General features: G+C 39.9%; 8 protein-coding genes. 1 reads left to right on the plus strand and 7 read right to left on the minus strand.

The window, feature by feature from the left end; all coding sequences use genetic code 11:
• Positions 1–156 precede the first annotated feature (156 nt).
• From EV194_RS01260 to EV194_RS01280, 5 genes are read right to left on the minus strand one after another with little or no spacing between them, the layout of a single operon-like run.
• Entirely contained in the window at positions 157–1,938 is a 1,782-nt protein-coding gene (locus tag EV194_RS01260; protein ID WP_132431282.1) for a RagB/SusD family nutrient uptake outer membrane protein, read from the minus strand.
• Between the two features lie 19 nt (positions 1,939–1,957).
• On the minus strand, positions 1,958–5,101 hold the full coding sequence (locus EV194_RS01265; RefSeq protein WP_132431284.1) for a SusC/RagA family TonB-linked outer membrane protein: 3,144 nt from the start codon (positions 5,099–5,101) through the stop codon (positions 1,958–1,960).
• Between the two features lie 33 nt (positions 5,102–5,134).
• The gene (locus tag EV194_RS01270) at positions 5,135–6,889 is read right to left on the minus strand and encodes a RagB/SusD family nutrient uptake outer membrane protein (RefSeq protein ID WP_132431286.1); all 1,755 of its coding nucleotides are present in this window, start codon (positions 6,887–6,889) and stop codon (positions 5,135–5,137) included.
• 10 nt (positions 6,890–6,899) lie between these two features.
• Positions 6,900–10,010: a SusC/RagA family TonB-linked outer membrane protein gene (locus EV194_RS01275; RefSeq protein ID WP_132431288.1), complete on the minus strand. Its 3,111-nt coding sequence runs from the start codon at positions 10,008–10,010 to the stop codon at positions 6,900–6,902.
• Between the two features lie 22 nt (positions 10,011–10,032).
• Positions 10,033–12,786 (minus strand): family 43 glycosylhydrolase, encoded by a 2,754-nt coding sequence (locus EV194_RS01280; RefSeq protein ID WP_132431290.1) that lies wholly within the window; start codon positions 12,784–12,786, stop codon positions 10,033–10,035.
• Between the two features lie 618 nt (positions 12,787–13,404).
• On the opposite strand from EV194_RS01280, the gene EV194_RS01285 reads away from it, so the two are divergent.
• Positions 13,405–15,543, plus strand: a complete 2,139-nt coding sequence (locus EV194_RS01285) for a family 43 glycosylhydrolase (RefSeq protein ID WP_132431292.1) — start codon at positions 13,405–13,407, stop codon at positions 15,541–15,543.
• Positions 15,544–15,613: 70 nt separating this feature from the next.
• On the opposite strand, the gene EV194_RS01290 is transcribed toward EV194_RS01285, so the two are convergent.
• On the minus strand, positions 15,614–17,548 hold the full coding sequence (locus EV194_RS01290; protein WP_132431294.1) for a glycoside hydrolase family 97 protein: 1,935 nt from the start codon (positions 17,546–17,548) through the stop codon (positions 15,614–15,616).
• Between the two features lie 1,051 nt (positions 17,549–18,599).
• Positions 18,600–20,984 carry a glycoside hydrolase family 127 protein gene (locus EV194_RS01295; protein WP_132431296.1) on the minus strand — a complete coding sequence of 795 codons (2,385 nt, stop codon included), beginning with the start codon at positions 20,982–20,984 and terminating at the stop codon, positions 18,600–18,602.
• Between the last annotated feature and the right edge of the window lie 731 nt (positions 20,985–21,715).

Raw genomic sequence — 21,715 nt, forward strand, 5'->3', positions numbered from 1 at the left:
GAACTGAAATTCTACTGTCAAATATATGGCTCAATTAAGAAACAGTTAGTGGACAAAAAGATATATAAGGAGGATTATCTGAGAAAAGCAATGATTAATAGAAGGGTGTATTGGAATAATACACCCTTCTATTTTCAATCACACATTATAAAAGCACTATTCTTCAATTGACCAACCGGGGTTTTGGCCCAAATTGGGAGACTTAATAGTTTCGTTATAAGGAACCGGGAAAAGGTAGTTTTTTGGAACATTAAAAACTCTTCTTCCTCCTCTCTCGGAAACCACCATTCTATTGTAACGGGTAATGGCCCCTGCCCTTCTGACATTTACACCTCCTATTACAAGAAGTTTATTATCAAAACGCCCATCGACCTCGTATTGTGCAAGTTCACTTTCGTATGTTCTACCATCATAAGCTCTCCACCTGCGCAGATCAAAGAAACGGTGATCTTCAAAACAAAGCTCAACTCTTCTTTCATTTCGAATGCGTTTACGCATGTCCTCCTGACTAAGGCCAGAGGGCAACTCAGGCATATCCACTCTTGCTCTCACTTGGTTGATGGCCCAATGAACATCACTAACCGGCCCCTGTGCTTCATTAAGAGCTTCAGCATAATTTAAAAGAATTTCAGCATATCGGTATATAATCCATGCATGAGGAAACACGCCAAGATTCTCAAAATCAACATTTGGATTAACAAATTTACGCATGTAATAACCTGTGAGAGTTCCGCCATTAGAACCTTCATAATCAATTCCCTTTTCGTTGGCATTGTTCATATGAACATCGATGGCTCTTCTCTGTCCAAGGTCCTCACGGCCCCACATGGCTCCATGATAAAGCACAGTAGCATAGAAGCGGGGGTCTCTGTCAACATAAGGATTGTTTGGATCGTATCCTGATTCGTCCTCCCAAATAAAACGTCCGTTTGCCATCTCAAATGCATCAACAAAATTTTGAGAGGGATTCGTTTTACCGTTCATTCCGGGAAAACCAGGAGGTAAAACTTGGGTTTCAATTGCATTGGTATTCCAAATAGATCTACTGAGTATAATCTCATCGTTAAGATATGGAGCCTCATAGAACATGCGTTCGTAACTGTTATATAAAGCAAAAGGATTACTCTGTTGTGCATTTTTATCAATAAACGCTTTAGCTGCATCAGCTGCTTCCTGCCACCAAGCAGTCATGCCGTTTGGATTATGAAGATTACTGGCTCGGTATAAAAGAGCCCTCGACTTCAAAGCATAAGCGGTAGCGCCACTTACTCGACCCCAGTTCCCGCTTGAACTGTATCTGAATGGTAGCAGATCCTTAACCAGATCACATTGCTCTGCAACCCATTTCAGCACTTCAGCCGCAGGTTGACGCACCATATTCATCTGCTCCTGATTATCCATATCTAACACTATATCCTCAAGAATTGGAGCATCTCCAAAATATGCAACAAGTTCAAAGTGGAACATAGCACGCAATAGAATCGCTTCGGCACGGTAGCGATCATATAAGTTGTTATCGTCTCCCGCTAATGGTTGATTCTGAATAACATTTGGATCAATATTTTTCAAGAATTGATTGGCCTTTCTAATTCCTGAGAAATTGGTATTCCAAAATCCTAGCATTGGATGATTGGTAGCTGTATAGCTATCGTTGTTCACCATATTATACCAATGTAGTCCCCACCATGTGGTGGCATTATCAGTCATGGCATCCCTTGATGCAGATTGAAACTGGAAATCACCAAAAATTCCAATCCCATCAGGGAGGTTTGTGTATATATTTGTCAAAAACTGACGTGTTAACCTTTCGTTGCCAAACACTTTCTCTTCAGATAGCGACGCATCATATTCCTTGTCAAGAAAATCATCACAGGCTGAAAATCCAGGGATAAGCAAAACTGCCAAGGCAAACATCCATACTTTTTTAAATATCCTCATAATCTTAATATTTAAACAATTAAAAACCAATATTTACACCAAATGAGAATGATTTGGTTTTTGGGTATTGCCATATATAGTTGGTTGGGTTTTCAGGATCAAACCCGTTTTCAAAATGGCTCCAGTTATAAAGATTATACCCGCTGAAATAAACACGACAACTGCGAATGTTCACGCTTGCCAGCAAAGATTGAGGCAAAGAGTAGCCGATCTCAACATTTCGAAGAGAAACAAAGTTTCCATTTTGATGCCAAATGGTAGATTGGTTTCTTGGATAATTTCTGTCATTATCGCTAAAGCTCATTGAAAGTCTCGGATATTTGGCATTGATATTACGTGGGTCTGTAGGATCGTCATTGAAGTATCCCCATGTTTTGGTTACTTCATGAGTTGTAGCTCCACCCCATCCAAAACCAAAGTCCATGTTTTCACGAGTCTCAACTGTTCTGTTTAGATATGCAGTGATTAATACCCGTGCATCAAATCCTTTCCATGAAAAGCCAAAACGTCCTGCAGGTATTATCTCCGGGATATTGGTATATCCATAAGGTATCATATCATAGTCATCTATGATTCTGTCTCCATTTGTATCAACAAAAACAGCATTTCCAAGATTCATAGTTCCCTGAAAAGGATATTTTTCGGGATTATCAATGGCATCCTGATGAGAGGTTGCAATTAAATTAGGATCTGACGCCCATTGATCTTTGATTAGCAGCAATCTTCGCCCAATGGGTTGCCCTGTTAACTGCTGATAATCGAAGACTCTTTCAATCTCGTCCATATCAACAATCTTACTTCGATTCCAGGTAAACATTCCCTCTACAAAGTAGTTAAAGCTGCCAACATTTCCTCTATGCCCTAAGGTGATTTCAGTTCCAATGGTTTCAGCTTTTCCGTATGAGTCGAGTGGAACTGCAACTCCATACATATCCGGAATAGTTGATCGAGCAACCAAAATATCAGAGCGCCACTCTTTAAAAGCATCCAAGTTACCATAAAGACCCCGTCCCCATATATCAAAGTCAACACCAACATTTACCATATCAGAATACTCCCATTTAATATTGGCATTTCCCGCAGCAGATTCGTATGTTCCTTGAAAATAGGCCTGAGAAGTTCCGAAATTGTAACCACCTCCCTCGATGTATTCACCCTGAAACGGATAGCGTCTTAACCCTTGATTAGACTGTCCTGAACGTCCAATAGACGCCCTTAATTTTAGCAAATCTACAGCATCCGTTTGCAACCAACTCTCTTCAGACATAACCCAACCGGCACTAAAACCGGGGAAAAATCCGTATCTATCTCCTTTTGCATAGTTATCACTACCCATATAGGCGGCGTTGAATTGTGCTACATACCGATTGTCGTAGATATAATTAAACAGACCTGCATAGGTTAGGTATCTATATGAAGATACGTATCCTGTAACCACATTCTGATAAGTTCGCATCATTACCTGGCCGCTGACGTTGTGTACATCATTAAACAACCTATCATAATTCAAAGAACCAATGAGGTTAATGTTATACGACATTGCCCGTGCAATTGGATTCGGGTTAGACAAAGGAGCTGCAGTTCTACGTCGGGTATAAGTAAATGATGCGGGATCGTCAGCTACGCCTGAATTCCAATCGTAAAAAAAGCCGTCAAAATTCTGACTTTGCGTATATTGGAAGGTATTGTAAGCATCAAAACCTGCGATACCTCTTATAGAGAGTCCTTGTGTAATGAATCCAAGATCTCCAGTCGCAGTGACGTTTGAGTACAAATTTCTCCTCCTGTTATAATCTATCCCAGACATGGCAATTCTAGCAGGTCCATTTTTCATATCATTATCAGTAGGAAGAAAAAATTCTCCATTGGGTGCAAAAACCGGATAGATTGGCAAATTCTCTGCACCACCCCAGGTAAAAATAGACCAAGTATCGGCAAGTGGTTGATTAATGATATCAATTCTACCACCTAAGTCCAATGATACATTTAGCCCCCTAGTTACATCAATGTCTATATTTGAACGCAAGTTATACCTATCAAGCTGATGTTGGGTTGAATATCCATCGTTCCATTCTGTCCACTTAGTGTCATACAATCCTTCCTGACGGATATATGAGAAAGAGACAAAATACCTGGCATTTTCATTTCCTCCACTGGCATTGATATTTGTCCTGTACTGAGGGGCAGCATCGCGCATCATTTCTCTGTGCCAATTTGTGTTCACATAACGATAACGCAAAGAAGGATCCAGAGTTCCTGTAACAGCCTCGTAGTAATGCTGAATATCCTGATCAGAATATAAAGGAGAATTACCATCAAGATACCTTGCCTGATTTACAGTAAGAGCATAGTTATATGAGTTTTGCAATTCAGGAAGTCCTGACAAGGTTTGAAACCCAACTTCCTGATTAACATTAATTCGAGTACGCCCGGCCTCACCCCTTTTTGTTGTAACAAAAACGACACCGTTGGCACCTCGCATACCATAAATTGCTGTTGCTGCAGCATCCTTCAATAGGGTAACAGATTCTATAGGATATGCATCCAGGAAAGAGATATCCCGCTCCACATTGTCCACAATGATCAACGGAGCTCTGGCTGCACCGTTCATAGTACGCAGTCCCCGAATAAACATTTGGGTTTCTGACCAACCCGGTTCGGAGTTTGCTTCATAAGTTGCAATACCTGTTAAACTTCCAACAAACGCATTCTGAAGCACCGTAACGGGATGCTTTTCCAATTCCTCACCAGATACAGTTGATGTTGAGTTAACCACAAATCTTTTCTGTTGTCTGTGGAACGGCAACGCAATAGTTCTGTGATAAATATCTGTATCCAGCTCTAAGACAATCACAAAATCACCCGAAAAATCAGCTCGAACAATTGCTTCTTTATAACCTGCCAATGAAACATATATTTCATCCAACGGATTTACATTAGATAATTCAAATAGACCTTCACTATTGGTCATTTCGATACGAGTAGCTTCGGAAACATTAACAATAGCTCCCTGTACAGGATTGTTATCAACATCTACAACTCTCCCCTGTAAAGACCTCCCTCCGTCCTGGGCGACCAATGTATGAGCCGAAATTATAAAGATGCCACAGATTAGGACCTTGTCCAATCCTGCAACTAATTTGGCATATATGGTTTTAAACATAAATTCTAAGTTTTATAATCAATTAAAAGCCTGTTACCAACCAGGATTATTCTCCATTCCAGTCTTCCATATTTCTGCTTCAGGAATAGGATAGAGATACATTCTCGGTTCAAAAACTCTCTCCTGAGCAACCCTTCTAGAAAAGTGCAATTCTTCACCCACTACTTGTATGGTCATTCCGTAAATAGGACGGGCAAGAGCCTCCACTGCAACATTCCAACGACGAACATCCCATGCGCGATGATCCTCAAAAGCCAGTTCAACTGTTCTCTCTTTCCTTATAAAATTCCGCATACTTTCCTGGTCATTCAAATCCGAACGATCCCTCAAATCAGCAGTCAACCCGGCTCTATCCCTCACCTGTTGCAGAGCATCGAACACCTCATCAACTGGTCCATAGGCTTCATTCATCGCTTCTGCATAATTTAAAAGAATCTCTGCATATCTGATAAAAATCCAGTTTCTCCACATGGTTCCACCTGTTATGGGGTGTGTACGTGAATCGTCCATGTATTTCCTATTATAATAACCTGTTGGTGAGGCCGTAGAGCTACCTCTTGGATTATCTGCGCCTCCTTCTGATACATCAATCGGACGATTCCACCACATGGCTCCATGATGAAGAACAGTGGCATAGAACCTTGCATCTCTTCCTGTGTAAGGATCGTCATCTGAATACCCGGAAGCTTCGTTGATAGATGGGGCTCCGTTATTATAAACAGGCGCTCCAGTTGCGTCATAACTTAAAAATGGAGAATAACCGTTGGCCATATCATACATGTCAACCAAATTTTGAGATGGGGATAATCCACCATCTCCTCCAAAACCAACAGGAGATTCACTTCGCAACCAGTCACTTTGTCCATCATTCCTCCAGAAAATTACTTCAGGATTTAAATCCTGTTTCCGTGTAGTGATGGCCTGCATATATGCTGTAACAGGGTCGGCATGTGTATGTAAACGATAATATGTACCATTCCCAAATAGTTCTATAAATTTCTCGGCAGCTTCAGCAGCCTCTTCCCAGGATACGAGATTCAAGTTAGCAAACCTTGGACTGGCTAAATAAAGCTTTATCCTACTCTGTAAAGCCAGATTTGCACCCTGAGTAAATCTTCCGTAGTTCTCCGCAGACATAGTCATTTCATTGTCAAGGCTGTCACGACTTGCTTCTAATTCATTTAGAATGAATTGAAAATTAGCACTTACAGAACTTGGTCGAGGGATGTCGTTAATAGACTCATCCTTTGGGTCAAGCCGTTCAGTGATAATTGGAACAGCACCGTAACGCAAGGCCAATTCCCAATAAAAATATGCTCTTAAGGTACGTGCCTCAGCCTTCATCCTTCGAACTTGTGCTAAACGTTGAGCGACAGTTTGATCATCTGTCATTGGAACACTTTCAATTCGTTCAAGCAGAGTATTACATTTTCTGATTGCTCTGTAATAATGTTCCCAGGTGCTAATTAATTCTGGGGCTCCACTTCCTGCATAATAATTACCTATATTAAAACTGGACCGTGCACCACCCCACGAGTAGCTGGTTGTAGCCAAATCGGTAGTTGCGTCCATCCAAGAATTATTAATTCGTCCACGCCCATTTCTTAAAAAATTATATATGTCATGGTAATAGTAACGGGTATTGGTCCAGTTTGAAAATACCTGTTCTTCAGTCAACTCGTTACTGGGCTGTTTGTCAAGAAAATCACCGAATGCATCTTCACAAGATGTCAAAGCAAAACCCGACAAAATAGAGATTATGGTGATACTTAAAATAACTTTTTTCATAATCTGATTTTTAAAATTTTACATTAACACCAAGATTGACGGCCTTCATTATAGGATAATGGAAAGAGCCTCTGCTTTCAGGATCTACCTTAATATCCAAATTATCCCAGGTTATGAGATTGTTAGCATTTACATAGAATCTTAATTCACTCATATGCCAACGTTGAGAAACCATTTTGGGAACTGTATAACTCACTTCAACATTTTTCAACCTAATAAAACTTCCATCCTGAAGGAAAAAAGAGTTCAGTCTTTGGTTGTGGTTTCCAAACTCATCATAATGCAGTAAGGGATATTTTGCATTGGCCAAGTTTTCTGCTTCGCTGACAGCAGGATTCCAACGGTGAAGGTGATGCTCGCTCACTTTGCCATTATTTACAAAGGCAAACATGGTTCCTGCATCATAAAAACGGCTTACATTTGATACTCCTTGGAACATAGCACTAAACCCCCAACCTTTATAGTTACCTCCGAATGAAAAGCTAAAAGTATTTTCCGGAATGTCACTGTAACCAATAAAGGTCACATCTCTTTCATCAATAAATCCATCACCATTCATATCCCTGTATTTGAGATCTCCCGGTTGAACATTACCAAATGTCGACACAGGTAAATTACCAGCATCAATGTCAGCTTGGGTTACAAAACCGTCTACAACCAATCCAAAAAACTGATTAATAGGGCGTCCTTCACGCTTTCGGTAATCAGGCATGCCATTTGGCTCATCCATGAATTTGATCTCATTACGGGCATGCATATAATTGGCGTTCACAAAATAATGAAGAGCTCCTAAACGGTTATTGTGACGCAGCTCAATTTCGAACCCTTTGTTTTGGGTTTCTCCCAGATTACCAGGTGCCATCTCAACTGCCAACCATGCAGGTTTAGTTAAATAGTCCGTCAAAATATTGTCCCTGTTTTCCAAAAAGAGATCAAAATTCAAAGCAAAAAGCCCATTTCTAAAACTGGATTCAACACCTGCATTATATTTGCGGGCACGCTCCCAGGTCACAGCGTAGTTTGGATATCGACCTTCAAATATCCCTGGTTGAAAATTATTACCAAACATGTAGGCACTGTTAAGTTGCGTCCAGGAGTCAACATAAAGGAATCTGATGTCTTGTCCATTACGTCTAAATGCATCATTACCGACCTCTCCATATGATGCTTTAAGCTTAAGAGCATCCAGCCATAAGTTAGTTTGATCCATAAAAGATTCATTGGACAACATCCAACCAGCAGAGAAAGAAGGAAAGAATCCAAAACGATTTCCTTTAGCAAAGTTCTCTGAACCATTATAACCAGCATTCATTTCCCAAAAATATCGTCTATCAAAATTGTAGGTTACACGTCCTACCAAACCTTGGTATCTTCTGGGTAATTGAGCTTGAAAACTATAATCATTCTGATTGTATAAAACTAAACCAGTAACTTCATGAAGATCGTCAAACATTCTGGAATAATTAAGAGCATATTCCATATAGGTTTTCATGGATGTGCGTTGAACATTTCCCTGATAAACCAACTCGCCATCTTCTCCAAACCTAGTATAACTGGTTTCCAACTCCGGGTTTTCTCTGTCAATTAACTCATAAGTAGCAAATGGAGCTGAGAACCGACGATCATAATCGGTATCATAGTCAAATGACACCATCCCTCTTGCAGACAATCCAGGGGTTATATAATCCATCTTATAATCTAGGATAAAGTTGGTTTCATTGATGGTTCGAGTAGTTTCATAAAATCCACCGTTGGCCAACTTTGCTGCAATATTGTTTTGGTGTTGAGAATTCCCTCCGAAAAAGCCGTTCTCATATTGAATTGGAAACTGCCATCCGGGAGTGTGGCTCAATTCGTAAAAAACCTCATTAACAATATTTGAAGTTTGATCATCAATGATATTTGGCCCTCTACGTTCCTGAAAACGAGTTCCAAAATTCACCGAAGCAGTTAAATTACTGGTAACAAGAAAATCCAAATTAACTCTGAACGAGTATCGTCTGAAATTCACATTTCCACTCTGCCCGTAATCATAATTGTTGTTATCTCGATATAATCCGCCCTGGTTAAAGTATTCCAATGAGGTGAAATACCTGATTCTACGGGTTCCTCCTTGAATGTTGACATTGTAACGCTCTGCTGGTGCAGAGCGACGAAGAATTTCATCATACCAGTCAACATTAGGATAAAGTTGTTGCTCTCTGGGGCTTAACTCACCACGTACAGATCGACGAAACATCTCAATATCTTGTGCAGAATAGAGAGAAGAAAGACCATCATTCGCTCTGGCCTCTTCCAAAAGTTTTACTGACTGGTAAGAATCCAAAAATGCATCACCACGTGTTGGCATTTGCATTTGGTAATTCGCAGTGAGGCTAACAGTAGGTGCCTGTTCACGTCCTCTCTTTGTTGTGACCAAAATAACACCATTAGCACCTCTAACACCATAAACTGCAGTTGCTGAAGCATCCTTTAAAACAGAGATGCTTTCGATATCGTCAGGCGCAATTTGGGAGAACTCTCTTTCAACACCATCTACCAGCACCAGAGGCTGGTTGTCACCGGCAAACGAGGCCCTACCACGAATAAAGATCTCGGCATCGTCCATTCCAGGAGCTCCTGATGACTGAGAAGTAATTACTCCGGGTAGTTTTCCTGCAATGGCCTGTGTTATATTAGGCGAAGAAGATCGCAATATTTCTTCTGTTCCAACAGAAGAAATTGCTCCAACAACACTTTCTCTCCGTTGCTGTCCATAACCTACAACAATTATATCATCCAATTGATAGGTATCTTCCTGAAGAACAATATCAATTACCGTTCTACCATTAACCTCAACTGTTGTATTTCGAAACCCAATAAAACTGATCAGCAATTCAGAATCAGGAGATACGTTGATGGTATACTGACCATTGATATCAGTTATGGTGCCCACGATTGTTCCTTGTTCTCTTATATTCACACCGGGAATATAATCTCCGTTTGAATCAGTGATTGTTCCCGTTACTGTGTGCCCTTGGGAATGAACAATCTGACTGAATAACAAGATTAAGGCGAATAATAAAAGGCGGAAGGGATTGCCTCCCGCGCTTTTTCTATTTATATTAAATAAATTTGTCATAAAAAAGAAGTTAATTAAATGATTACTGGCCATTAACCACTTTCTTCATCCAAACACCAGGATGGAAAAAGAAAGTATCGTTAACACCGCCACCAGCGAATGTATTAACCGAATGATCCCAGTCAAAAACAGGATTCAGCAAGATGAAGATCTGCTCTCCACCCCATGCATCACTAGACAAATGAAGCACTTGAGATGATTCGTCAAAATTCCAGGAACCTCCAACTTCTTCTCCGCTGTGCAGATAAGTACCATCAGCATTAAGTACCATCATTGGTGCAGACATATTGTTTACGCTGGCTGGGCTGCCCTGGAACCAGAAGGCTCCATAATGCCATGTTCCCGGAATATCATCAACTGAAACTGTTCCGCTTTCAACACCGGAGAATCTCTCTGGAGAAATGACCGGAAATGGTTGATTGGAAGTGACCATGCGGCTGTCGTTAAGCCAGTTCATCACTCTAACATGCATCTCATAATCTGTTCCATCTGTTTTTCTGGCCTGATGCACAACATACCAGTTATCACCATCTCTCCAGGTCTTAATGCCGTCTGTGTATGACCAACTTGTTCCTCCTGAGAATTGATAAGGAGTAAGAATTCTACTTTCACCAAAGCTGCTGCCATCAGACAAATTCCTGTTACCATAATCGATGTATGGTCCCATCGGATTGATTGAAGCACTCTGAAGCACCGATACATTATTATAGGTTGCAATAAGGGTATAGTAACCATTATAATATATCAATTCAGGTGACCCTACATTAAGATTAGGATCGCTGCTGGTTACAGCTATAACAGGAGAACCTAAAGGCATACCCGTAGACTGATCCAGTTCAACTATATGAACTCCACCTACTCCCTCACCAAAAGCCAGAAAATGGCCATCAGCTGTCGCCACAAAACTTGGACTCATAGCCTTATATGAGGTAGATACATCAGAGAAGAGCACCTCTCCCTGATCTGTCCATGAAGCATTTTCCAATGAAGAACTGGTCGCATAACCTAATACAGAAGCATCAGTTCCGGCCTGAACAGAATAGTATAATCTCCACTGACTTCCAACTCTGGCAATTGCAGGTTGACCAATTATTATGTCTTCATCCTCAATTGAAGAATCCAATTCCATCAGTCTTGCACCAGCCCAGTTATTAATTACACTGCTGAGAACATATCCATGATCATCAAAGAACACCAAATCATCGCTTGATCTAACAATAAGCCCTCTTTCGTAATCGAATCCATCGATTCCGGCGTTACTTGAAAAAAACCAATATTTGTTATCCACAGCCATGGCCGGATCATAGATTCCGGTTCTTACATTTGAAGGATCGGGGCCAGATACGTCGCCTATTTTTCTAATCCAAACACCTGGGAAATCTCCAAACGTATCATTGATTCCTGCTCCGACAATAATCACTTCATTATTGCCTTCAAAATCATGTCCTTTAAACAATCGGATATAGATATCTTCTCCTCCCCATTCTGTACTATGCATATGTAAAATGCCACGTCCTGGATCAAAATCCCAAGATCCCCCACTATAAGTACCATCTGCGTTGAAAGATTTTGGATCATTTATAGCACTTAGGGTATGTCCCCAAATTGTACCATAATAGTAATCGCCTGCAATATCGGCAATGGTAATATCATCAGGAAGAGGTCCGGCATACCTGACAGGGCTGATGCCCGGCACTGGAATCCCCGCACCTACATTTCTTCTGGAATCATCGATCCATTCCATTCGTCTTATATGTAACACAGGTTCAGAAGATCCGGCTGCAACAGCGTGATGTGCAGCAAAAAACTGATTGTTATCGTCTTTAAACACACTGACACCATTAACCCTGTGCCAGGCTGTACCTCCTGCATGTTGAAGATTAGACAAAACCCTTGAAATTTCCCAAAAATTGGCAATTCCAAGCGCACTTCTTCCTGAGAAATCAGAATATGGACCCATAGGGTCAGTTGAATAAGTATGTGCTGTAATGGGTAAATCCCCATTATCAACAGTAAAAAGCAAATGGAAATAACCTCCATGGTAAAACATTGAAGGGTTCCCTGTAAGGGTATTATCTGCGCGTGATGCAACTCTTACTGCAGATCCGCTTGGCATGCTGGTTGCTGGGTTTAACGGTACAATATGAACCCCACCTCCACTATTACCAAAAGCCAAATAATGAGATGCTCCATCCGGAGACTTACAAAAACTGGGGCTAATAGCTTTATACTCCATTCCAGGCTCAGAGCTAAGAATCTCCCCCATATCAGTCCATTCCGGATCATCCAACGATGGAGTTACTGCATATCCTATAATAGAGGCATTGGTTCCAGCAGACACTGAATAATATAGTCTCCACTCATCCCCAATTTTAACTAAATCAGGTTGGCCTATTCTAATATTGGTTTCTACTACAGCATCATCAAGCTCTAGCAACCGTGCACCTGCCCAGTTAGAAATAACATCAGATAAAATGTATTCATTCCCCTCGGTCATTGTCATGTTTACCAAATCAACTGATCTGCGTACCATAAGACCATCCTCGTATTCCACTCCTTCTAGCGAAGCATTCGATGAGATGATGTAATAGTAATTATCCTTTCCAATAGTTGGATCCGTCACATTCGAGTATGAAGGATCCATTGCTGGTGGCTCTGGTTCAGGATTTTTCTGGTTTCCAGCCGGTGGATCCATTTGATCCCACTTCTGGCATGACCATCCTAATAAAACTCCCAACAGAGTCACGGTTACCAATGGCTTAAATTTTATTCTCATAATCAATTTTTAATAATAAAACATTGAATCATAACTTTTAATTGAATTCTTCCTATTTAAAAAAGTGATTTAGGTTTACCTCCATAGAATTGAATATTTGACATTAAACTTCTGTTTGCGATTTATAATTTTTGTTAAATCAAATGTAGGGTAGATTTTACTTTTCATGGTGCACAATAATACATATGTGGTGGATTAATGTTGACATATTATGAGAGAGAACCATAAACCCCCTTATAAAAAGGGTATTTCTAACGACAAACATATCCGATGCATTTTTGATTAAGAAGCCGCACTAAAACAATATTTAACAAAAAGAGTGTTAATCATTCTATAAGAATGGAGAGCAATAAGCGAAAGCATATTTACAAATTGATCCACTATAAATAAACCTGTGTCCACCAAAGCATAAAAAAGAAACAATATATTTATTCTACTCTAAACCATAGTTGTGGCTTTAAGTATTTAAAAACACAATTTTCCCTCTCACCTACCAAAATCGACAAAAGGATAATGATAAAAAAGAATAAAAACCTCTCTAAATCATCATTATTACACACTTATACTTAAGCATAAATCATTATTCCAAATAATATAGAATAGCCAATTTAAAAGACTATGAAAAAGAACTTTCCCGTATTACTAACTCTGATCTTTATAGCTAATTATACTTTATCAGACAACCTTTTAGATGACTTTACCCCACCACCCTATTTCGATACCTACCATGAATTTGCGACAGATCCTGAAAATTGGTCCATCTTTAATGTACACGATCCAACAGTCACCAAAGATGGAGAGTGGTATTACATGTTTAATACCGATGTAGCATTTGGTGGTCATAATATTGGCACGGGTGCCATGGTTCGTAGATCCAGGGACTTGGTTGAATGGGAATTTATCGGAACTGCTTTTAATGGAGTACCACAATCAGCAAAAGATTTCTTTCTCCAGCATAACCCAAATTATGACGATTCAGGCATATGGGCACCATTCGTAATCAAAGCAGGTGATGAATTTCGCCTTTACTATTCGGCACCAGGAGGTCTTGACGGACAGAACCTCGCCTATATTGGCTACGCAACCAGCCAATCAGCTGGCGGCCCATGGGAAGACCAGGGGCATATAGTTCACTCCCTACCTAATGACCCCATTAATGCAATCGACCCATCGGTGATAATTGATCCGGAAACCGGGAAGCATTGGATGGTTTATGGATCATACCAAACAGGAATGTTTGTACTGGAGTTGAATCCGGAAACCGGAGGCATTTTAAACCAAGGTGATAAAGGCGTGAAAGTTGCTGCTCGTGCAGGGGGCAGACATGGCTCAATAGAGGGGCCGGAGTTTAGCTACAGAAACGGCTGGTTTTATCTTTTTGTATCATACGACTGGCTGGAGGATTTTTATAATGTCAGGGTTGGCAGATCCCGAAATCCGGAAGGGCCATATTACGATATTAATGGACGAGATATGGCTGCCTACACAGACGATTATCCAATGATTCTGGCACCATACAGATTTAATCATCACATGGGATGGCAGGGAACAGGTCACAATGCTATCTATAATGATAACGGAGATTACTACATTTTTCATCAGGCGCGACCAAGTACATCTATTTTCTGCATGGTCCTTCATGTTAGAAAAATACACTGGGTAAATGACTGGCCTGTAGTTGAACCCCAGCGCTATGCCAATGTCCTTCAAACTCCAATCAGCAAAAATGAACTCATTGGACAATGGGAACACCTTTTATTGATATATGACAAATCAAATCCTCACCAAAGACCAAGCATCATTGAGCTTCTTGAGAATGGCACCATTGACAATAATGCGACAAACAGATGGAGTTTGGACGGTAATGAACTTACCATGAGTTGGGGTAATGGACAGCATATAGATCAACTAATTGTATCCCGCGCCTGGGATTGGGAACTCCGAAGACTGACCATTACCTATACAGGCATGAATGAGGGCGGCTTAAATATTTGGGGGAAACATATTACACAAGATGCAGTAGATGCTGTTTCAAATGTTTTTACTGACTCTGTGTATGTCATCCGCAATCATAACAGCAATAAGGTTCTGGAGGTATTTAATGGGAACGATGCCTTTGGAACAAACATCATCCAAAACACATACACAGGAGCCAATTCCCAAAAATGGATGGTGGAAAATGCCGGGAGTGGTTATGTTGCTTTGCGTCCAATAAGCAGCTCTCAGGGAAGGTATTTGGAAGTGGCAAACAACAATGCAAACAATGGTGCAAATATTCGACTGGGGACCAATGTAATCGACAACTCAAAACGCGTGAAGTTTAACTATCAGGAAAACGGTTACTTCTCTATTACTACTGCCTCGTCAAACGATTTAAGATCGTTTGATGTGAGCAACTTCTCAACACAGGATGGAGCGAATGTTGTGCAGTGGGAATATCTGGGTGGTAATAATCAATTGTGGAGATTAGAAAGAATTCCTCAAAGTCCCACTTCACTTATGAAGACACCTGAACCAAAAATCAGTATTTATCCTAATCCAACAACCCAAAAATCGGTTACAATCGACCTAAACTCTATGAATCCGGAAAGCAACCTTAAGATTTCCATTTATAACATCTCAGGTTCTATGGTTGAACAGTATCAGGGAGAATGGCTGAACCAATATCAAACAAAAGCCAGATTTGAAAATGGGATATATATCATAAGAATTGAAACACCTTCATTTACATATACAGAACGAGTTATTTCCAGGTAATTCATCCTTCTGCTGATATAACAAAAAGGGACGATGGATCGTCCCTTTTATGCTTTTATCTTATAAAACCTTAGTTTGCCGGATACCAAATCACAAAGCCACCATTTGGTTCCATGCTCAAGGTAACATCTGTATCTACGTCTGAAATAGAAAATCCCTTATCTGATCCATCAGAAATAAGTTGGCCGGGACTATTCACTCCAGGCAGGTCAAGGTTCATGACAAAATCCCGAGCTTTATCCTCACCATTTATCCCTGCAACAAACCAACCATTTTCTGCTTTTCTGGCCAATACAGCAAACTCTCCCGGATACCCATCAACAAACCGAGTCTCTTGCCATTGCACCGGCAACTGGCGCAAGAAATCTTTTACATAGTCAGGAACTTGTCGAATACCCGCTGGTCTCTCTGCCAAATGTTGAATCCCGGATGTAAACAAAATTGGCAAAGCCAACTCATGTCCCGGCGTAGTTATTCTTTTTACATCACCAGGTATTCCGGTTAAATTCATTGGAGTGTAGTCAATTGGATCAAAAACATTGCGTGAAAACACTTGCATGGTATTGTGTCGTGGTGCATTATTGGCTGTTTCTTGTGTAAACGTGACAAATTCCATCCCTTCTACTGCCTCAATGGTAACAAGGTTTGGATAGGTGCGATGCCATCCCCTTGGCAAGGTGGCTCCATGGCAATTGACTGTCAGATTGAATTTTGCAGCGTCCATAAAAATATCATGATAATACTCAATAACTGACTGACCATCTCCACCAAAAAAGTCAACCTTAACACCAGAAATTCCTATTTCGCTGATTCGTTGAAATTCACGCATGCGATCCTCGCGAGTTAACAATGCACTTCTAGGCGTGTATGGAGCTGTATTCCAATCGCCTGCCGAATTATACCACAGAATTAATTCCACATTTTTAGATGCAGCATAATCGGCCAATTCTTTCATGCGGTCATAGCCAATGTTTATATCCCAGTTAACATCAATTAAGCAATATTCCCAATTCATATCGGCTGCAAAATCAATGTACTCTCTGGTGGTATTGTAATTCACTGACTCATCCTTGTACATTATCCAGCTCCAACTGGCATTTCCCGGCTTCACCCATGAAAAATCCATATCAATGGCTGGTGCAGCAAGGTCTGTTCCCAGAGTTGACATCACAATGTCTTCTAAGGAACCAACAGCTATTAAACGCCAGGGTGATAACCATGGCAGTTTGGATTCTGGATTTAGTTTTCCATCAAATATGGTTTCTCTTGGATCAGGAAACCCAATTTTATACTCATTGTCATTATCTCCGGGAATCAGTCGGGTTCCACAATAATTCCTGTGCAAATCAGCCTCAGAGATTAACATCCAAACATCTCCATTTTTAAATAACGCCGGATAAACCCACCCTACACCAAGAGGAGAAGGGGTACCCGGCTTCACCTCATATTCATATTGCTCTTCGTAAGATGGGTTGGTATGTTCCCAACCAGTTTTTGCCACCGACATGGGAGACAGCCAACCAATGGTTCCTTCAGTAAACCTGAATGAACTGGCCTCTGAGGTAATTTTTTTCACATCGTCACTTTGACCAGGGAAGTAATAGCGATAGGCAAAACCATTATCCGACAATCGAAAAATTATATCCATTTGTGCACGATCGCTGGTGAAGAAAGTAAATACTGTTTCAACACCTTCATAAACATGGTCAACTTGTTTGCCGGTTACCAAAGTGTATTGATCGTTGATGACCTGGCTTTCGGAAATCCCTCCAAAAGAGAGATTTTCTGTAAAATCTGCATCCTCCATAGCAACACCAAGCTTTGAGTTTTCAAGAATGATTTTCCCATCAAAAACAAGGGAGTAAAGAGGAGTTCCATTGGTTGAAAGGTGAACAATAGCTTTTAAACGGCCATCCGGACTTACTAGTTCCAGATCCTTTTCACCGGATTTACACCCTGAAAAAAGGAGAAGAATAAAAAATAATTGTAAGAATCGCTGCTTCATAGTCTTTGGATTTTATTGATTGTTATAATTTCAGAAATATATAACCTGTCATTTCTATCAAAATAAAAGTAGGCAATACAATTTAATTATCCAAAATTAACTTTTGGGATGCTGATTTTAAGCCGCTCTAAATTACTCGAATATTTGAAGGCCATCCTCCCTCAGACCATTCAACCGGCAACAAACAGGTATCTCTTCCTGTGTTACTCAAATCAAAATCAGAAGGACGAACAACCAGAGAAACAGTTCTCAATTGACAGTTTTCGGCTCCCAAGTTCTGCCTTCCTTTTCAATCAAAAATATCAAAAAACATGCAGTCAGCAGATTAAGTGTTTTTCAGTTGCTAATTTGGGGGTTCCAGTGAGGAACCCAGGAGATTAGAACAGAAACCAATATTGCTGAAAGACTTTTTATTAATTTTTTGATATCAACCGAAAACTATTTAGTTATGTAATTATAATTCAGAGCTTCTTATTGGCATATATCAAACACGCCTTCGGATCGGGTTCATCGAGAGGCGATACTTGAAGAAATCAATAAATAACTAAAGTTTCGAACTTGCTAAATCCCACTATTTTCAACCCTTTTCAGGGTTGCCCCTGAATATAAAATCTACCTTTAGCCCCGGGTTAGCACCCGCGACTAATTACATTTAATCCTTTCAGGCTTTTAACCACGAATGTGGTTGAACTTGAAAAACCACAAATGGAATTTACGGCTGACTGATAATCAACGGGTTCATTACCCTAAAAGGGTTCAACTTGTTTATTATACTATTGATTCAATGCCTATATTTCAAATCACTGCTGTCCGACTAAGATTTTTTTTAATGATAATCATATAATAGATTTCTCGCTCTGCTCGAAATGACAAAACTTTCAGGAGGTCAAGGCGTGTGAAGGGGTTATGGTGGCTTCGCCGCCATAACCCCTTCACCTCTCACAACGCAACAGCTTGTCATTTCGAGCGAAGCGAGAAATCTAAATTAATTAGCCGGTCAGTAGAGATTTCAAATAATATATATCTGTTCAAAAACACACTTTACCTCACTCTATTTCAACAACCTGACATAAAAGACTCCTCCTGCAATAGAGTTCTCATGAGCCTGAAATCTTACCTCGTGATAGTTTCCACTCTTTTTCGACTTTATACTTTGAGGTATTTCATAGTTAACATCAAAAAAGCGGTCACCTTGTGAGCCATCCAAATTAACGGTGGCTAAGAGTTCTCCGTTCATAATAATATCAAAGTTTCTGCCAGCATCGCCACCAAAGTATGTAACCCTAAGTGTAGATGCCTGGTTTTCTGGATCGTTTAATTCATAAGAGAACCAGCCATAAGCATGCCTCCAATGGCGATTTTGATGAACGCCTGTTTCAGTTCTTACTCCTCTAAAATTTCGCTCAGATTCAGGTTGCTGTTGACCAGTTTCAACTGCATCCAAAGTGCTGGCCTCTAACTCAAGCATTTCGCGTTCCTTTTCCTGAAGGTCCTGACGTATGCTTTCCAACTCCTCTCTTGTAGCTGTTTGCCAATACACCATATACCTTGAATCATGCAGCATGTAAAAAGGAACCAGCTCCATATCTCTGAATTCGTCTGGAAATATTAGTTCGCTGGCAGAAAAAGTTAATGGTTTTCCGGGAACAGACTTTACTTTATCTTCCAGATTAAACTCATCGGCAAGCAAAATTGGAGCGTCTTCTCTTGAGACCAGAGGGCCATGAGCAACATGTCCCATACGGCTATCGTCTGCAATCAGGCCAATCAAATCCTCAGTTCCAGCCTTTCCGGTTAAAACAAGAGGGCCATGCAAAAGAGCCATATAAGGAGATCCATCGGGCATTTCCTCGCCATAAGTGTACATAGGAAGAGAAATCTCAATTACATCACCATCATTCCACTGACGGGTAACTGCAAAATACTCGCCTGGCGCGCTGGTACCACGAATATTTCTTCCATTTACTTTAACTTCCAGATTGTCTTTATCCATCCAATTCGGGTGTCTCAAGAAAACAGTAAATCGTAAGGGATTGTCAATATTCAAGATGAGTTTCGACGATTCAGTTTCAGGGAAAGATGTCTCTTGTGTTAGTTTAAGTCCATTTTCCTCCCAGGTTAAAACTGAAGGAATAAATAGATTCACATATACATTCTCTAAATCATCATGAGCATAAATCAACTCCCCGTACTTAGCATGATTTTCAATCCCACTTCCAACACAACACCAGAAAGTTTCCTCAGGATTGGAATAAACGCGGTAATGCCTTGGTCTCATCGGAGTAAAATAAACTAATCCGCCATGCTCAGGATGAATAGATGGTAAGATATGGTTATATAAAGCACGCTCATAGTAGTCAAGGTATTTAAGATCATGTTTAGAGAAGTAAAGCATTTGAGAAAGCTTCATCATGTTATATGTATTACAAGTCTCAGGCCCCTGGCGTGATTCAATCATTGACGAGAAATCTTCCTTTTGGTGAAAATGCTCATACGTACTGTTACCTCCAATAACAACGGTTCTGTTATTGACGACTGTATGCCAGAAGAAATCTGAAGCATCTTTCCACTCTTTGTCATTAGCCAATTCAGCAATTCTCATAAATCCAACAACTTTAGGAATTTGAGTATTGGCATGTAGTCCAGTTAGGCGATCTTCCTTAACCAATAAGGGGTCTAAAATTAGATGATGAGAGAATTGTCTGGCCAATTTGAGATATTTCTCATCTCCTGTAATATCATAAACATCTGCAAATACTTCGTTAACTCCTCCGTGCTCAGAAACCAACATTTCCTGAATCTGCTCCTCTGATAAATTGGAAACCAACTCAACACACCAATCAGTTAAATCGATTAACATATCAAGGGCTTTTTCGATACCGGCTAACAGATAGGCATCACGTAAACCTGCATAAAGCTTGTGGATATTATACCAGGGCACCCACTTTCCATTGAGCGAAAAGTTTCCGGCATTGATATGACCATTTGCAATCTCCTTCCACATTTCTCTCCCTCCGGGTATTCCCCCTACATATCCGTCACCATTGGCAATTTGACAACGCTCAAGCTCGTCAATCATATAGTTTAGTCTCTTTAATGCTTCTTCATTACCAGTTGATGCAACCATTAATGAAAAAGAGGTTAAAAAGTGTCCTGCAGTATGACCATCAAGCCCGATGTTCTCCCAGTTACCGTAACGGGGTGCTTTGGGTTCCAATCCAGCATCAATCAGGAACGGTGCTAATAAACGATCCAAATCATGAACCATAACATATGCTTCGTTCATGCTTGCCGCATGAGCAAAAGGGCCATCCAGTAACCTCACCTGAGAAAGGTGAAATGGTTGAATGTTCCCCTGTTCTGCTTCCTCCTTTTCACACGCACTAAATAATAGTAACGATAATGCTAAGGGAAGTAGTTTTGAAATAATTTTCATACCAATGATATTTTTTGATTAAACGTTATAATAAGTTAGCTTTAATTTGATGCATAATATAAAATCAGAATATGTGCAGATGCAATTTAAACCCTTGCGTTTTTATAGATATCTTGCTTTTTTAGTGGATAAAGATCATTTCTGCTTTTTTATTAAAATCTACGATTTTAAATCCAATTAGAATAGTCTTCACAAAAAGGGACCTCTTATTCTGCATAAATCTACATTCTCATCATACTAAACTGAGAATCAATCCACGAACTATATTTAAGCTAATAAAAAACAAGTGGCAACACAAAAAAATGCTGAAGATCTATTCTCTATAAGAATTTTATGAATTACTATCAACCTGTTAAGATATATTTACAAAAATAAATAAAATAGATACCTTCGTTTTGCAAAATCAGATAATGCATATTATAAAAATAGATAATAATTTGACCAAGAAAAATAGAGCCAAAGGATTAATTTTCAAGAACAAAAGATCACGTCCCTAATTATTAAAACTCAAACACTATTTTTCAGAGAAAGGAGATGGTCGTGTTTCAAGATGCATTTAATGCAAAAACCTACTGTTGAATGATGGGTGAATAATAACGTTCTTCAGGTTTTACGAAGTTATTTATCCAAATGTATCGTATTAAGAAGATTGATAATTCTTACATAAATCATTTGTAGTTAAGTACACAACATCATAAACCTCCTTATAAACAATTACTGGCATGTATCTT

The organism is Natronoflexus pectinivorans (genome assembly GCF_004345615.1).
GTDB lineage: Bacteria > Bacteroidota > Bacteroidia > Bacteroidales > Marinilabiliaceae > Natronoflexus > Natronoflexus pectinivorans.

Bases quoted from the DNA above. Each gene is read 5' to 3' on its own strand.
- EV194_RS01270 (WP_132431286.1), bottom strand. From the start codon at position 6,889: ATGAAAAAAGTTATTTTAAGTATCACCATAATCTCTATTTTGTCGGGT.
- EV194_RS01280 (WP_132431290.1), bottom strand. From the start codon at position 12,786: ATGAGAATAAAATTTAAGCCATTGGTAACCGTGACTCTGTTGGGAGTT.
- EV194_RS01285 (WP_132431292.1), top strand. From the start codon at position 13,405: ATGAAAAAGAACTTTCCCGTATTACTAACTCTGATCTTTATAGCTAAT.
- EV194_RS01290 (WP_132431294.1), bottom strand. From the start codon at position 17,548: ATGAAGCAGCGATTCTTACAATTATTTTTTATTCTTCTCCTTTTTTCA.
- EV194_RS01260 (WP_132431282.1), bottom strand. From the start codon at position 1,938: ATGAGGATATTTAAAAAAGTATGGATGTTTGCCTTGGCAGTTTTGCTT.
- EV194_RS01295 (WP_132431296.1), bottom strand. From the start codon at position 20,984: ATGAAAATTATTTCAAAACTACTTCCCTTAGCATTATCGTTACTATTA.
- EV194_RS01265 (WP_132431284.1), bottom strand. From the start codon at position 5,101: ATGTTTAAAACCATATATGCCAAATTAGTTGCAGGATTGGACAAGGTC.
- EV194_RS01275 (WP_132431288.1), bottom strand. From the start codon at position 10,010: ATGACAAATTTATTTAATATAAATAGAAAAAGCGCGGGAGGCAATCCC.